Origin of the sequence: Vreelandella lutescens (assembly GCF_014640815.1) — a bacterium.
Lineage (GTDB): Bacteria > Pseudomonadota > Gammaproteobacteria > Pseudomonadales > Halomonadaceae > Vreelandella > Vreelandella lutescens.
Window position 1 is genome coordinate 594644 of sequence record NZ_BMHM01000002.1, and the last position, 15793, is coordinate 610436.

Annotated in this window: 14 protein-coding genes and 1 pseudogene; 8 read left to right on the forward strand and 7 right to left on the reverse strand. The window is 54.9% G+C overall.

Annotated elements, in window-relative coordinates; genetic code table 11:
• Positions 1-10: 10 nt before the first annotated feature.
• Positions 11-679 (reverse strand): 7-cyano-7-deazaguanine/7-aminomethyl-7-deazaguanine transporter, encoded by a 669-nt coding sequence (locus IEW65_RS07115; RefSeq protein ID WP_188638783.1) that lies wholly within the window; start codon positions 677-679, stop codon positions 11-13.
• A 196-nt stretch (positions 680-875) separates the two neighbouring features.
• Positions 876-2795, reverse strand: a pseudogene (locus tag IEW65_RS07120) (propionyl-CoA synthetase); the annotation flags it as partial.
• 299 nt (positions 2796-3094) lie between these two features.
• Between IEW65_RS07120 and IEW65_RS07125 the strand changes: the two are divergent.
• A complete protein-coding gene (locus tag IEW65_RS07125) occupies positions 3095-3415 on the forward strand; it encodes an ArsR/SmtB family transcription factor (protein ID WP_188638785.1) in 321 nt (106 codons plus the stop codon).
• Positions 3416-3444: 29 nt separating this feature from the next.
• Here IEW65_RS07125 and sohB read toward each other — a convergent pair whose 3' ends face one another.
• The gene (gene sohB / locus IEW65_RS07130; protein WP_188638786.1) at positions 3445-4491 is read right to left on the reverse strand and encodes a protease SohB; all 1047 of its coding nucleotides are present in this window, start codon (positions 4489-4491) and stop codon (positions 3445-3447) included.
• Positions 4492-4662: 171 nt separating this feature from the next.
• On the opposite strand from sohB, the gene IEW65_RS07135 reads away from it, so the two are divergent.
• Entirely contained in the window at positions 4663-4974 is a 312-nt protein-coding gene (locus tag IEW65_RS07135) for an SCP2 sterol-binding domain-containing protein (RefSeq protein WP_188638787.1), read from the forward strand.
• Between the two features lie 9 nt (positions 4975-4983).
• Here the strand turns inward: IEW65_RS07135 and nudC are convergent, their stop codons facing one another.
• From nudC to IEW65_RS07155, 4 genes are read right to left on the reverse strand one after another with little or no spacing between them, the layout of a single operon-like run.
• Entirely contained in the window at positions 4984-5757 is a 774-nt protein-coding gene (gene nudC, locus IEW65_RS07140; protein WP_188638788.1) for an NAD(+) diphosphatase, read from the reverse strand.
• On the reverse strand, positions 5750-6499 hold the full coding sequence (gene dnaQ / locus IEW65_RS07145) for a DNA polymerase III subunit epsilon (RefSeq protein WP_188638789.1): 750 nt from the start codon (positions 6497-6499) through the stop codon (positions 5750-5752). The genes nudC and dnaQ overlap by 8 nt, the downstream gene beginning before the upstream one ends.
• Positions 6487-6966 (reverse strand): ribonuclease HI, encoded by a 480-nt coding sequence (gene rnhA / locus IEW65_RS07150; protein ID WP_188638790.1) that lies wholly within the window; start codon positions 6964-6966, stop codon positions 6487-6489. Before rnhA ends, dnaQ begins: the two co-directional genes overlap by 13 nt.
• Positions 6959-7756: a class I SAM-dependent methyltransferase gene (locus IEW65_RS07155; RefSeq protein ID WP_188638791.1), complete on the reverse strand. Its 798-nt coding sequence runs from the start codon at positions 7754-7756 to the stop codon at positions 6959-6961. The genes rnhA and IEW65_RS07155 overlap by 8 nt, the downstream gene beginning before the upstream one ends.
• A 139-nt stretch (positions 7757-7895) precedes the next feature.
• Here IEW65_RS07155 and gloB point away from each other — a divergent pair, with 139 nt between their 5' ends.
• The 6 genes from gloB to IEW65_RS07185 all read left to right on the forward strand — a co-directional run bounded on the left by gloB (position 7896) and on the right by IEW65_RS07185 (position 15773).
• Entirely contained in the window at positions 7896-8663 is a 768-nt protein-coding gene (gloB, locus tag IEW65_RS07160) for a hydroxyacylglutathione hydrolase (RefSeq protein ID WP_188638792.1), read from the forward strand.
• Between the two features lie 29 nt (positions 8664-8692).
• Positions 8693-9919: a transglycosylase SLT domain-containing protein gene (locus IEW65_RS07165; protein ID WP_188638793.1), complete on the forward strand. Its 1227-nt coding sequence runs from the start codon at positions 8693-8695 to the stop codon at positions 9917-9919.
• Positions 9920-10069: 150 nt separating this feature from the next.
• Positions 10070-11944, forward strand: coding sequence for an extracellular solute-binding protein (locus IEW65_RS07170; protein ID WP_188638794.1), 1875 nt, complete (start codon positions 10070-10072; stop codon positions 11942-11944).
• 65 nt (positions 11945-12009) lie between these two features.
• The gene (locus IEW65_RS07175) at positions 12010-13083 is read left to right on the forward strand and encodes a microcin C ABC transporter permease YejB (protein WP_188638795.1); all 1074 of its coding nucleotides are present in this window, start codon (positions 12010-12012) and stop codon (positions 13081-13083) included.
• Position 13084: 1 nt separating this feature from the next.
• A complete protein-coding gene (locus IEW65_RS07180; protein WP_188638796.1) occupies positions 13085-14188 on the forward strand; it encodes an ABC transporter permease in 1104 nt (367 codons plus the stop codon).
• Positions 14181-15773 carry an ABC transporter ATP-binding protein gene (locus tag IEW65_RS07185; protein ID WP_188638797.1) on the forward strand — a complete coding sequence of 531 codons (1593 nt, stop codon included), beginning with the start codon at positions 14181-14183 and terminating at the stop codon, positions 15771-15773. The genes IEW65_RS07180 and IEW65_RS07185 overlap by 8 nt, the downstream gene beginning before the upstream one ends.
• Positions 15774-15793 lie beyond the last annotated feature (20 nt).

The window sequence follows — 15793 nt, forward strand, 5'->3', positions numbered from 1 at the left end:
TCCTTATTAGTTAAGCAGTTCGCGGCGCAGCGTCGTCCTGGCCTGTCCATACCAATAAACGGCGGGTAAGCCATGCGAGCAACAGGCCATAGAGCGGCAAGAAAAACAGCAGGCTGATCGCTAGCTTAATGACGTAGTCGACGGCGGCAATTTCTACCCAGTGCTGAGCCATAAAGGGGTCAGGACTGTTATAGAAGGCCGTGGCAAAGAAGGCAAACGTATCTGCCAGATTGCCTAAAATGGTCGAACAGACCGGCGCGACCCACCAGGCCCACTGGCGAAGGCGGTCAAACACCTGCACATCCAGCAGTTGCCCAAGCACGTAGGCCAGGAAGCTTGCCACCGCAATGCGTGCGACAAACAGGTTCCACTCGCCCAGCGCCTCAATACCGGCAAAACTACCGCGAGGGAAAATGACCGACACGACATAAGAGACCAGCAGTGCCGGAAACATCACGCGCAAAATAATCGTGCGAGCTGGCCCTTTGCCAAACAGGCGCACCGTCAAGTCGGTCGCTAGAAAGATAAACGGAAAGCTGAACGCTCCCCAGGTGGTATGAAAACCAAACAACGTAAAAGGAAGCTGAACCAGATAATTACTGGCGGCGATAATCGCAATATGGAAAACAACCATCACCAAAAGGCAGCGACGATGCTGAGCCTCAGTTAATGCAAACATACAGATGGGCCTTTTTTTGGAAGAGAGAGGGGTTAGGGAACCCTCGAACAAGCGCGGTAAGCGCCACTGGGGCGCGCATTATACGCCTTCCTCTGTGTAATAAAAGGAGGGAATGCAGCAGTCGAATCAAGGATAGCCGTGAATAAAAGCCGCCCATCGTTGTGGGCGGCTTCTGGCGCATCAGCTAAGCAAGCACTTAGCTATCGGTAGGAGTAGCTCTGTCGGCAGCGCCCACATGATGCTCACGCATTGCCGCATGCACATCGTCTAGGCTGGTAGGGTCATCAATAGTGGAAGGAATACCAAAGGATTTCCCATCGGCAATATTACGCAGCAGCTTTCGCAATATCTTACCCGAACGGGTTTTGGGAAGCCGGTTGACCACCAGCACCTGCTTAAAACAGGCAATGGGGCCAATATGCTCGCGCACCCGCTCAATCAGCTCGGCCTCTAAAGTGGCTTCATCACCGTTAAAGCCGTCTTTAGGAATGACCAATCCTACCGGCAGCTGGCCTTTCAGCTCATCGTGAATACCGATGACGGCACATTCAGCCACCGCCGGATGTGCGCCCACCACTTCTTCCATCTCTCCGGTGGAAAGGCGATGCCCCGCCACGTTGATGACATCATCGGTGCGCCCCATGATGAATAGGTAACCCTCTTCATCAAAGTAACCGCCGTCGCCAGTCAAGTAATAGCCTGGGTAAGCGGCCATATAAGCGCTATGAAAGCGTTGCGGGTCGCGCCAAACACCTACCAAGCAGCCAGGCGGCAACGGCTGCTTGATTACCACACTGCCCTGTTGCATGGCGGGAGCCTGCTCACCATCGCGGTCCAGAATCTGGACATTGAAACCGGGTACAGGGTACGTGGCAGAACCCGCCTTAGTGGCGACAGCTTCAATGCCCGGCAGGTTGGCGGCAATCGGCCAGCCGGTTTCCGTTTGCCACCAGTGGTCAATGACCGGCACATCGAGCAAGTCATCCAACCAGTGGAAAGTCGGTGGATCTAAGCGCTCACCCGCCACATATAAGTGCTGCAGGCTACTGATATCGTACTTTTCTAGCTGCTTGGCGTCGGGGTCTTCTTTTTTGATGGCGCGAAACGCTGTCGGCGCGGTGAAGAAGCTCTTCACTTTGTACTCGTCAATCAATCGCCAAAATGCACCCGCATCCGGTGTTTTCACCGGTTTACCTTCATACACCACCGTGGTACACCCACGCAGCAGCGGGGCGTAAACAATATAGGAGTGCCCGACAACCCAGCCCACATCTGAAGCGGTAAACATCACATCGCCTGGGTTAAGGGCGTAAATAGCCTCCATGGAGTAAGCCAGGGCGACTGCATAGCCGCCCGTATCGCGCACTACGCCTTTGGGCTTGCCGGTGGTGCCAGAGGTATAGAGTACATAGAGCGGGTCGGTGGCTTTCACCGGGACACAGTCGGCAAATGGTGCGTTTGCCACCAGCGCCTGCCAGTCAACATCGCCAGGTTGCAGCTCGGCCCGGTGCGCCTCACGCTGAAACACCACGCAGGCCTCCGGCTTAAAGCTGCTCAGCGAAATGGCCTTTTCCACAATCGGCTTATAGAGCAGCACCTTATCGACTTCTACTCCGCAGGAGGCAGCAATCACCACTTTCGGTTCAGCGTCTTCAATGCGAGCCGCGAGCTCGTGAGGCGCAAAGCCGCCAAACACTACCGAGTGCACCGCCCCTAAACGGGCACAGGCATACATGGCAATCAGCGCTTCAGGCACCATCGGCATATAGATAATGACACGGTCGCCTTTGGTGACCCCCAGCTGGGCAAGCCCTCCCGCGCAGTGCGCGACTCGGTCACGCAGCTCAAGGTAGCTAATCGTTTGCTTGGAGTGGGTCACCGGGGAGTCCCAGTAAATGGCGGGCTGCTCTCCACGCCCCTGCTCTACATGGTAATCAATGGCGGCATAGCACATATTCAGCTCACCATCGCCAAACCAGCGGGCGTGTTGCTGATCGTCGTAAGTGAGGATAGTGCTGGGGGGCGTGTACCAAGGCAGTTTTTTGGCCTGCTCGGCCCAAAAGATGTCTGGCTGCTCGATAGAGTGCTGGTAGGTGTGCTGGTAGAGGCTCATGGTGACCTTGTGATTATTGTGTCAGTGAAGAAGCATCTTAGTAGTCAAGATGGATTGTTGACACTTTATAAAGTAACTACCGATCACACCCTCATACTATGGGATAAAACGCGACCAAAGCCGTATAAAAACGCAGACATTGTCGACAAATACACGTGCACTACCATTGATAGAGCGTTAAACCCACATTTGGACAAAAACCGCTAAATTACTGATCATTAAACAACCCAATCCTCGCGACGCGACGATGGCTACATAATCTATAACAACGCTGTCACAACAGTGTAGGCAAGGAGATCCTCATGTCTGCTTCTACTAGCGCCGCTGCACGTCTTCTGGAACATAACTGTCATGCCATTGAGGCAGGCACCAACCTGCTGAAAGCGCTGGCGAACGAGAAACGGCTTCAGATTTTGTGTCTACTGGCGGAAAAAGAGCTGTCGGTTACCCAGATCAACCAACAGCTGTCGCTAAGCCAGTCGGCGCTGTCTCAGCATCTGGCAATTTTGCGTCGTGACCAATTAGTGAATACGCGCCGAGAGTCTCAAACCATTTACTACTCTTTGAGCAGCGAAAGCGCCAAGGCGATCATTGCCACCCTGGCGCAACATTACGCAGCGTAACGTGCTGTTACTGCTTGTTTATCAAGCCCTCAACGGCGCTGCCACCCTGCTGCTTCTATTACCCCTAACGACTTGACCACGGCATGCTCCACACCCGCCGAAATCGCAAGCCCTACTTTGCGGCTGATGGTTTTCGGCGGCTCTAACTTCACACGGTACACCTGGGCCTGCGCAATGCGCTCTACCAGGTAGGCTTCACTGGTGCCCACGCTATCCACCAGCTTTTGCTCAAGCGCTTCGCTGCCGTACCAGATCTCACCGGTGGCTAGTTTTTCAATATCCATCTCAGGCCGGTGACTCGACACATACGTTTTGAATAGGCGGTGTGTATTTTCCAAATCATCGATGAATTTTTCACGCCCTTCTTGAGTGTTTTCGCCTAGTACGGTGAGCGTGCGCTTATATTTGCCTGCGGTGAGTAGCTCCACATCGATATCATTACGCTTGAGCAGTCGGTGAATATTAGGCACTTGCGCCACTACACCAATAGAGCCAATCACCGCAAACGGCGCTGCCTTAATATGATGAGCAGTGCAGGCCATCATATACCCACCGCTGGCCGCAACTTTGTCTATGCAGACCGTCGTGGTCAGCCCGGCTTCTCGTAACCGGTCTAGCTGGGCGGCAGCCAAGCCGTAGGCATGTACTAGGCCACCGGCTGATTCCAAACGCACAATCACTTCATCATAGGCACTGGCCACATCGATGACTGCCGATACCTCCTGGGCGAACTGCTCGGCCTGAGAAGCTTTAATATCGCCATGAAAATCCAGCACCCACACTTTTTGACGGCTTTGGCTATCGCTTTTGTCTTGCTTGGCCGCCTTTTGTCGTGCCTTTTCTTCTTGGCGAAACGCTTTTAATAACTTTTTGCGTGCGCCTTGCGCAGTAGTGGTGACACGCAGTCGACGATGCCGATGTCGGCGCTGGTCATTTAGCGACTCGACCTGTAGCTTCAAGCCATGGTCGTTACTCTCTTTGCTGCGCATGACCATTAACAGCACTACCCCAGCGGCCACCATCACCAGGGTGGTTTGTAGTAAGAATGTGCCCATCTCTGCGAGCCATTCAGCCATTGTTACTCTCCTTTTGCTGTGTTTAAACGTTTAAAACGTTTAGCTTTTTTACTATTCGGCACACATACTCGGCACAGGTTGCTCATCAGACTTGATTAAAACAATTGTTTGAAATAGTCTCACCTGAGGCATCACCTGTTTGTTACCCAATTAACGCTTAGGAACTTACCTATGTCATCCAATACGCTTGAAAAGTTGCAGTCCCGCTTCAACCCAGAGGCTGCTAAAGGTATGAATGAGGTTTTCCAGTTTCATTTTTCTGATGCCGGTAGCCACTATCTGGATATTCAGGACGGTACGCTAGGGGTACATGAAGGCGAACACGATGATCCTTCGGTTAGCCTGAGCATGAGCACTGACACCTTGAAAGGTATTATGAACGGTGACATCAACGGCATGACTGCGTTTATGACCGGCAAGCTAAAAGCCACCGGCAACGTGATGCTGGCCACCAAGCTGACTAGCCTATTCCCTGGCCAGTAAGCTGCTCTATCAGCGCCACTTGGCCAAGTGAGTTTCGATCAAGTCTCGTGAAATGGAGTACGGCGGCGGCAGTGAAGGTAACTGCCGTGGCGAAAACCACGCGGCATCGCTAATTTCCACGCCATCAATCTTGATGCGCCGCGTGGTGGCTTCAGCGAAAAAGCCAAACATCAGCGAATGGGGAAACGGCCACGCTTGGCTATGGTGATAACGCAACTGATCGACATGCACCCCCACTTCTTCAAAGATCTCACGATGCACAGCCTCTTCAGCAGACTCGCCCGGCTCAATAAATCCCGCTAACGTGGAGTAGCGTCCAGGGGGAAATCGCGGGCTACGCGCGAGCAACATCGCTTCACCACTGGTGACCAGGGTAATAATACAGGGGGAGATACGTGGGTAATTACGATGCCCACAGGCATAGCAGTGCATGGCAAACTCTGCTTCGAGCTTGGTGGCTTTTTCCCCACAACGACCGCAAAAACGATGATTCTCAAGCCAAGCGCCTACCTGCAACGCGGTAGAGAGCAGGCCAAACCAAGAGGCCGGCAGCTCCCCTAGCCACTGCCTTCCTTCAATCCAGTCATCTCCTGGCTTATTCTCCACCAGCAGCGCTACGGGCTCATCGTGCCAGTAGCAAAGCGGTTGCATGTGCTCACTCCACGGCTGAAACGGCTGCAGCGGATTTAGCTCGCCGGTTAAAGGCGCTGGCGCAATATGGCTTCGGGAAACACGGATCACCCGCCCTTCCCTGGCATGATGAGGAATCTCACGTTTAAGCATCGGCAGTGGTACCGTCTAACGACTCTTGAAACCAGCGCAACTGATGCGCTTCGCACTTGGCTTGATGCGCAGCGCGCTCTTCAGCGCTGGGCCGCACGACCCGCAACTGCCCCGGCGCTAACGACAGACGCTGCACCGACAGACCTTCGCTGGCTTGGTTTTGCTGTTTTTTATCGCCACCGCTATCGGCATCTAACGTTAAGGCTGTTTGGCCGCCGGTCATTGCCAGATAAACATCGGCAAGAATTTCGGCGTCTAACAGTGCCCCGTGGAGCACCCGGTGCCCATTATCAATATCGTAACGCTTACACAGCGCATCTAGATTGTTACGCTGGCCGGGGTGCATCTCCCGGGCCATGACCAGCGTATCTAAAATACGGCAGTGGTCTCGCACGGGGCCAAGCGCCGGTGCTTGGCGGCGCTTGTTGAGCATGCCTAGCTCATGGTCGATAAACCCAACGTCAAAGGGCGCGTTATGAATGACCAACTCGGCCCCTTCAATGAACGCCCAGAAGTCATCCGCCACCTCAGCAAACACCGGCTCATTCGCCACCTTGGCATCGTCGATGCCGTGTACCGCCACTACCTCAGCGTCGATGTGGCGCTCTGGGTTAATGTACTGGTGATAAGTACGCCCGGTAAACCGACGATTAATCATCTCGACGGCACCTATTTCTACTAACCGGTGGCCATCTTTGGGGTCAATGCCCGTCGTTTCCGTATCCAGAATTACTTGGCGCATGCCGATCTCCTCTGGTGTTCATCAATGGCTTCATTCGCCAGTTCATCTGCACGCTCATTGCCTGGGTGACCACTGTGCCCTTTCACCCAATGCCACTCCACCCGGTGGCGCTGAGTCTCTTCATGAAGGGTTTTCCAAAGCTCGGCATTTTTAACCGGCTGTTTGGCCGCTGTTTTCCAGCCGCGCTTAATCCAGTTATGAATCCATTGGGTGATGCCTTGGCGCACATACTGTGAGTCGGTCCAGAGCGCCACATCGCAGGGCTTATTCAACGTACGCAGGGCCATTATCGCCGCCATGAGCTCCATGCGATTATTGGTCGTATCCTCTTCATAGCCTTTTAAGGTTTTCTGGTGGGTACCGCTTTCCAACACCACCCCCCAGCCACCCGGGCCTGGATTCCCTCGACAGGCCCCATCGGTATATACCGTCACCTGGGGCAGCCCCTCGGCTGCTTGCTTACTCACGTTCACTATCCTTTTTTAGACGACGATGACCTGACGGGTATCGCATCGGGGCACCCGTACGGGTCGCCCCCAATGATGAAGGCGAAACGGGCGCACGCAGACCAAACTTGACCCGCTGAATGGGTGCATGGCGCTGACGGCGCTGGGCTTGAATCATATAACTTTCGCCAAGCGGCAAATTATGCCGACGCCCAAGTGCCTCCCAACGCTCCCCACAGGCGGTACTCATTGGGCCACGAAAACAACAATAGTCTACGCGTTCCACCTCAAAATCGACAAACGCCAGCCAATCTTTAAGGCGGTTTGCCGAGCGCCACTGGCCGCTCCATGGGAAGTCATCCTGCTGCTTTCTCCAGCGCCGGCTCAACCCATTTAACCCTATGGGGTTAAAGCCAAATAGCACCAACACACCGTTATCAGCGGTTACCCGGGCAGCTTCTTGCAGTGTGAAATGGGCATCAGGAAGGTATTCAAGCCAGTGGTGTATGACGACGGTATCCAGACAACGATCAGGCAGTGCCAATTGATCCGGCGGGCATACCAGGGTGGAGTCGCTCTGGGCCAAGGCAAGACTTGGCGACCAACGAATGGGGTGGGCAATCGCAGACATGGTCATCAGCGCTGGGCCTATGCTCATTTCTAGACTGTGCCTGCCTTTGCGGCCCTCCACCACAGGGCCCAAGCAGGCGCGCTGGGTTTCCCATAGGGCGCGGCCCGCGTCTGTTTGCCAGTATGACTGCGCGTCTGTCATACGCTGGGCAAGGCTAGTGGCCTTTGGCGAATTTGACATAAACGGCGCTTCCCTCCACAGTAACTGCTTTTTAGCGACGCTATGCGTCATATTCCAAGCACAGCAGCGCTTTTTTGAACATTTAAGCGTTTTGAATCGTTAGGCTTTTTGAACATTTTTACATTAAAGGATCTCGCCCATGATGAGCGTGACACCGATTCCCGCCCTAAGCGACAACTATATTTGGCTTATCCGACAAGATACCAGCCAAAGCGTTTGCGTAGTGGATCCCGGTGAAGCAGCGCCCGTCATCGAGTTTCTGGAGCGTGAAGCGCTTACCCTGGATACGATCCTGATTACCCACCACCATCAGGATCACATTGGTGGACTTGAGACGCTGATCAATCGCTACTCTCCTCGAGTCATCGGTCCCGCCAATCCCGACATCAACGGCATCGATGAGCGTGTGGGTGAAGGTGACCAAGTACGTATTATGGGCCGCCTGTTTGAAGTGATGGCCACACCCGGTCATACGCTCGACCACATCAGCTACTTTACACCGGGCATCCCCGCTTTACTGTTCTGTGGCGACACCCTCTTTTGCGCCGGTTGCGGGCGTTTATTTGAGGGAAGCCCAGAACAGATGTTTACCTCATTGAACCGTTTTGCGGAACTCCCTGAGGATACGCTGGTCTTTGCAGCGCATGAATACACGCAGGCGAACCTGACGTTTGCACGTGCTGCCGACCCTGAGAATGATGCTGTTACGCACGCACTTCAGGAGTGTGAGAAGGCACGGTCATTGGACCGGCCGACCTTACCCAGCACGATAGGACGCGAGCTGAAAATCAATCCCTACCTGCGCGTGGGCACCGATAGCGTGCGCCAAGCGGCAGGCACCCAGGGAGAAAATGATGATGATCTCGCCACGTTCACCACTCTGCGGGAGTGGAAGAACCGTTTTTAAGAACGCTATCGAATAGAAACGAACCCACTATGACCTATCGAACGATTCGCCAGCGCTTACTACTAAGCGCTGGGAGCACTGTAATTATGGGCCTTTTTTTGGCCGCGGCGGCAAGTTCACAAGCCTCTGCCACCGACCCAAACCACACCTATACCACTGTGAATGATGCCACCGCCAACAATGGCAGTGTGAATAGCACTTCACGTTTTCAGCCGACGGCCCTGCATCACCATTTCTGGGAAGCCCTTGTGCTTGAACCCCAGGATGCCTGGAGCTCACTGCGTTCGAGCTTTCAATGGCAAGAAAAAAATCTCCCCGCCGATGCCCAGGCGAGAGTTGATGAGTGGATCGAATACTACCGCTCTAGCCCACAGAACATCGCGGCCATCACCGAGCGTGCCACGCCATGGCTTGCCTGGATTGCCCAGCAGGTGAGTGACCGCGGATTGCCAGGCGAGCTTGCCCTTATTCCCTTTGTTGAAAGCTCATTTGACCCTCATGCCCGAAGCCATTTAGGGGCTGCAGGCCTTTGGCAGTTTATGCCAGGAACCGGCGATGCTCTGGGCCTGGTTCGTAACGGGAATTATGATGGCCGCTTAGATGTAGTGACCTCTACCGATGCTGCACTGGACTATCTAGAAATGCAGGCAGATGAGTGGTACGAAGGAGACTTGATGCTTTCGTTAGCTGCTTATAATGCAGGAGCGGGCACCGTCAATCGCGCTCAGCGCCAAGCACAGAGCCAAGGCTTAAAAGGCCAATACTGGGATCTATCGCTGCCCCAAGAAACCATGCAGTACGTGCCCAAGCTCAAAGCGATTGCAACCATCATCAACGACCCCGAAGCATATGGCGTTAGCCTGCCGGATATCCATCCAGACCCCGCGTTTGCCAAAGTGCAGCTGGAACAGCCGGTGAGCTTAGCCCAGGCTTCTCAGTTGCTGGATGTAAGCCAGTCCGCGCTGGCCGAGCTAAACCCTGGCCTGCTAAACGGCAGCCTCGACCCAAGCAGTGCACAAACCCTCTTAGTGCCGGAAGAAGTGGATACACAGGTGTTAGCTCAGCTTTCGCAATCCGACAATACCTCGCTCGCGTCAGCTAGCACACCTTCCGTGCACCGTGTAGAAAGTGGCGATAATCTTTCCGCGATTGCCGCACAGTATAATCTTGATCAGCAAGACTTAATCAGGTGGAATGCCATAGAGCGCCCAGAGGCACTGCAGCCAGGACAACTGCTTTCTCTTTCTGGCCAGTAGCGGAGCCAAGCGCTCTGCTGGGTGACACGTGGACGTTATGACGATTGGGTTAGCTAGCACTTGGGGTGCTAGCAGATATTTTTGTTAATGATTAGCTTGTTACCACCCGGTTTTGTTACTACCCGGTTTTGTCACTACAGGAAGTTACCAATGCCACGCGGTGTCATGTTTACTAAAACGCTGTTGCTGATGAGCGGCTTACTGCTGAGCTTGTCGCTATTTGCCTCCGAAGTGTCCATTGAGGCCACCGCAGCATCCCCTGTTGAAACCGTTCACGGCCTATCGCTTTACGATAGTCCGGAACTGCCGGATGGATTTGCTTACTTTCCCCACGTGAACCCCCAGGCACCCAAAGGCGGCTCTATTACTCATACCGCCGTAGGCGGTAGCTTCGACTCGACCAACCCTTTTATTATTCGCGGCACCCCTGCCACGGGCATTTCGCAAATTTATGACACATTAATGGCCAGCAACCCAGGCGAGCCCTTTAGCCTTTACGGGTTATTAGCCAAAGGGGTGCGTTTAGATCCTGAGCGCCAGTGGATTGAGTTCGATATGCGCGAAGAGGCCCGCTTCCAGGATGGCGAGCCGGTGACGGCTTACGACGTGGTGTTCTCATTTGATCTGCTACGCGACCAGGGTAACCCCTTCTATGCCAGTTACTACGCGGGCGTTGAGCGGGTTATTGCCCTAAACGAACACCAGGTGCGCTTTGAGTTCAATGATGCAGAGTCGCGAGAGCTACCGCTGATAGTAGCGCAGCTCCCCATTCTCCCACGCCACTATTGGGAGCCCCGTGACTTTAGTGCACCAACTCTGGCTGCCCACCCTGGCTCAGGCCCCTACCGCATTAGTGAGGTCGACCCAGGACGGCGCATTGTGTACCAGCGCAACGAAGATTACTGGGGGAAAGACCTCCCAGTGAACGTGGGGCGCTACAACATTGACCGCGTGGTCTATGAGTATTATCGAGACCGGGATATCGCCTGGGAGGCATTTAAAGCCGGACTCACGGACTTTCGTACTGATGCCCGTGCAGCCACTTGGGCCATTGGCTACGACTTCCCCGCTTACCGGGACGGCCTCATTAAGCGCATCACCGTCCCCGACGTGAACCCGTCGATGATGCAGGCGTTTGTGTTCAACCTGCGCGAAGAGAAGTTCCAAGACCCACGGGTGCGCGAAGCCTTGAGTCTGACGTTCGACTTTCCATGGTTGAATACCAATATTTTCTACAACACCTATGCGCGCACAGAGAGCTTTTTCCAGAACTCCGAAATGGAAGCCGTTGGCCCCCCTTCGGAAGAGGAACTGGCGCTGCTGGCACCGTTTCGTCAAGAGCTGCTGGCCTCTCACCGTTCAGAGCGGCTCTTTACCGACGCCCTCCCTATCGAACAACCTGTAGAACTACGCGAGCGGCTGAGACGAGCGTTAGACCTCCTGCATGACGCAGGCTATCGCGTTGAAGATGGCGTTTTGGTGAATGCCGATGGCCGCCCACTGTCGCTGGAAGTGCTGCTGTACGACTCTGGCTTAGAACGAGTCGTACAACCTATGTTGCGCAATATGGCGCGCTTAGGTGTTCAAACATCACTGCGTATTGTCGATATTAACCAGTACCTTAACCGGGTACGTGATTACGATTATGACATGGTGATTAGCCACTTCCCGCAATCCAACAACCCCGGCAATGAGCAGCGGGATTACTGGACCAGCGCCGCGGCAGAAGCGCCCCAAAGCCGAAACCGCATGGCATTGGCTCACCCGGCCGTTGATGCTCTGGTGGAACAGATCATTCGCGCTGATAATCGCGAATCCCTGGATACCGCCACCCAAGCCCTTGACCGTGTGCTGCGCTGGGGCTTTTATGTCATTCCTCACTATCACTCTGGCGAGACGCGCATCGCGGTATGGGATAAATTCGGTTACCCCGAGCCTTTCCCTGCCTATGCCATGGACCTAGACGCTTGGTGGGTAGATACCGATCGTGAAACAGCTCTTCAGCGACGTAACCGCCGCCGCTGATACTAAATGCCGCTGAGCGTCGCTAATTAACAACGGCTTGTTTGCTTAACCTCGTGGAGTGCGCTGTGGCACGTTATACCCTACGCCGACTGCTACTGATGATTCCGACGCTGTTCGGCATCATGTTGCTTAACTTCATGATTGTTCAAGCCGCTCCCGGCGGGCCCATTGACCAAATGCTGGCCCGCTTTGAAGGAGCCAATGCTATGGCTAGCACCCGGCTCGACATGGGCGGTGCTGATGTACAGATCAACGACGACTCCCGTGGAGCGCGGGGGATTGATCCGCGCTTTATTGAGCAGCTAGAGCAGCAGTTTGGCTTCGACAAACCTGCCCATGAGCGTTTTCTTGGCATGATGGCGGATTACCTGACCTTCGATTTTGGCACCAGCTTTTTTCGAGACCGGCCGGTCATTGATCTAATGATTGAGCGACTGCCAGTGTCAATTTCCCTAGGTTTATGGACCACTCTATTGGTCTACTTAATCTCTATACCTCTAGGGATTCGCAAGGCACTGCGCCATGGCTCTCGCTTTGATGTATGGACATCAGGGCTGGTCATTGTCGGCTACGCCATCCCCGGTTTTCTGTTCGCTATCCTACTGATTGTGCTGTTCGCTGGCGGCACCTATCTAGACTGGTTCCCGCTGAGGGGCCTCACCTCGCCCGACTTTGCCGAGCTTTCCACCTGGGGCAAGGTAAAAGACTACTTCTGGCATATCACTCTACCGGTCATTGCCGCGGCTATTGGCAGCTTCGCCACGCTGACCATGCTGACGAAAAACAGCTTTCTGGATGAGATCCACAAGCAGTACGTACTAACCGCCCGCGCTAAAGGGGCTGATGAGCAGCGCATTTTATACGGGCACGTGTTCCGCAATGCCATGCTGATTATTATCGCGGGGCTGCCTTCTGCGATGATCGGTATTTTCTTCACCGGCGCACTATTGATTGAAGTGATTTTTTCCCTGGATGGGCTGGGCCTTTTAGGGTTTGAGGCGGTTATGCAGCGGGACTACCCGGTGATTTTCGGCACGCTGTTTCTTTACACCGTGATTGGCCTGCTGCTCAAGCTGATTTCGGACTTGACCTATGTGTGGGTAGACCCGCGTATCGATTTTGCATCGAGGGAGTCTTAATATGCGCTTTATTACCTCACACCTCTCCCCGATCACTCTGCGCCGAATGGCAGCGTTTAAAGCCAACCGCCGCGCCCAGGTATCGCTTTGGCTGTTCGGCGCGCTCTTCATTGCCAGCCTGTTTGCCGAACTCATCGCCAACGACAAACCCATCGTGATGCAGTACGACGGGCAGTGGTACGTTCCTCTGCTGGTGGACTACCCCGAGACGGAATTTGGCGGTTTCTTGCCCACTCGCACCGACTATTTGGACCCCTTTATTCAGCAGCAGATCAGTGATAACGGCTGGGCGATCTGGCCGATCATTCCCTTCTCTTACCAAACCCTCGACATGCAGATGACGCAGCCTTCACCTGCGCCGCCGGACAGCCGCCACTGGCTAGGCACGGATGACCAGGGCCGCGATGTGCTGGCCCGCGTCATCTACGGCTTTAGGCTTTCCGTGGCCTTTGCGTTGGTACTGACAGCGGGCTCATTGGTGATTGGGGTCTTCGCAGGCGGCGTACAGGGTTACTTCGGGGGCAAGGTGGACCTCATTGGCCAGCGAGTCACTGAGATTTGGTCGGGGCTACCGGTACTGTTTTTATTGATCATTCTGGCCAGCTTTGTGCAGCCAGGTTTCTGGTGGTTATTAAGCATCATGCTGCTATTTTCCTGGTTGGGGCTGGTGGACATTGTCCGTGCCGAGTTTTTGCGCGCCCGCAACTTGGAGTATGTACGCGCCGCCAAAGCCATGGGGCTGCCATCACGGCTTATTATGTGGCGGCACGTTCTGCCCAACGCCATGGTGGCTACGCTGACCTTTATTCCGTTTATTTTTACCGGCGCGATTGGCACCTTAACTGCGCTGGATTTCTTGGGCTTTGGCTTGCCGCCGGGAGCGCCCTCCCTGGGTGAACTCGCGGCGCAGGGCAAAAATAACCTGCACGCCCCGTGGCTGGGCATTACCGCATTTATGACGCTGGCCGTCATGCTTTCCCTGCTGGTGTTTATTGGTGAAGGCCTGCGCGATGCCTTCGACCCACGTCACGTTAAACAGCGCCCTAACTCTATCCAGCAAACCTCTGTCCAGAAAACCTCCGCCCAGGAAACGTCTCATGTCTGAGCCTACTGCCAAACCGCTACTGCGACTTGATGAGCTAACAGTAGCCTTCGATGGCAAGGTCGTTGTAGACGCTCTGTCGCTCACGGTTAACGCTGGTGAAACGCTGGCCATTGTAGGGGAATCAGGCTCGGGCAAGTCGGTTTCCGCGCTCTGTTCCATAGACCTTTTGCCAAGTAACGCGGAAGTTCGCGGCCAGCGCTGGCTAGAAGAGACCGATCTGAATAAGCTCAGCAACCGCGACTGGAACGGCATTCGCGGCAATCGCGTGGGGTTTATTTTTCAAGAGCCAATGACATCGCTCAACCCGCTGCACCGCATTGGTAAGCAGATTGGCGAAACCCTGAGGCTTCATCAAGGCCTCAGCGGTTCAGCCGCTCGCAGCAAGGCAAAAATGCTGCTTGAGCAAGTCAAGCTGCCCCGCCCTGAAGAATTGCTGGATGCTTGGCCCCATCAGCTCTCTGGCGGCCAGCGCCAGCGGGTAGTGATTGCTATGGCCATTGCCAACAACCCCGCACTATTGATTGCTGATGAGCCGACTACCGCGCTTGATGTCACCGTACAGCAGGACATACTTGCGCTGTTGAAAGAGCTGCGTGACCACCACGGCATGGGCGTGCTGTTGATCAGCCACGACTTGAACCTTGTTCGCCGCCATGCCGACCGTGTCTGCGTGATGTACCAAGGCAAGGTGCAGGAAACCGGCAGCGTGGCCCAGGTGTTTAGCCATCCACAAAGCGACTACACCAAAGCGCTGATTGCCGCCGAGCCCGAAGGCCGCCCCGCTGAGCCAGTGAATACCACACCGTTACTGACGGCTCAGCAGCTACGAGTCAGTTTTAAACGCCCCAAGACAGGTCTGTTTCAGCGGCAACCGCCGGCGTTTGAGGCCTTAAAAACCACCAACTTGACCATCGCCCCAGGGGAAACGCTTGGGATAGTCGGTGAATCAGGTTCCGGAAAAACGACGTTAGCGTCGGCGATTATGCGCTTGGTGACTAGCCAAGGAGAGGTGCAGCTGGGCGATGCCACGCTCAGCCAGCTGTCGGGTGATGCGCTGCGCCGCCAACGCCATCGTCTGCAGATGGTGTTTCAGGACCCCTACGGTGCCCTGTCACCACGCATGCCGGTATTTGATATTGTCAGTGAGGGGCTGCGTTTTCACTTCCCGACGCTGAGTGAAGCGGAAGTCACCGAGCGGGTTCACCGCACCCTGCGTGAAGTCGGCTTGCCGGAGAGCTGCGCAGCACGTTACCCCCACGAGTTTTCTGGCGGACAGCGCCAGCGCATCGCCGTGGCGCGGGCAATTATTTTAGAGCCAGAGCTACTGGTGCTTGATGAACCCACGTCCGCCCTTGATCGCACCGTGCAAAAGCAGCTGGTGATCTTGTTGCGAGAGCTTCAGGCTCGCCGCCAGCTCAGCTATCTGTTTATCAGCCACGATCTTGCCGTTGTGCGCGCTATGGCTCACCGCATCATGGTGCTCAAAGATGGTGAAGTAGTGGAGCAAGGTAACTGCCTGGAAGTGCTCGCCGCCCCTCAGCATGCCTACACCAAAGCGCTGATCGAAGCCGCACACCTGCACTAGGTTTCTGCCTCGCTTACTTT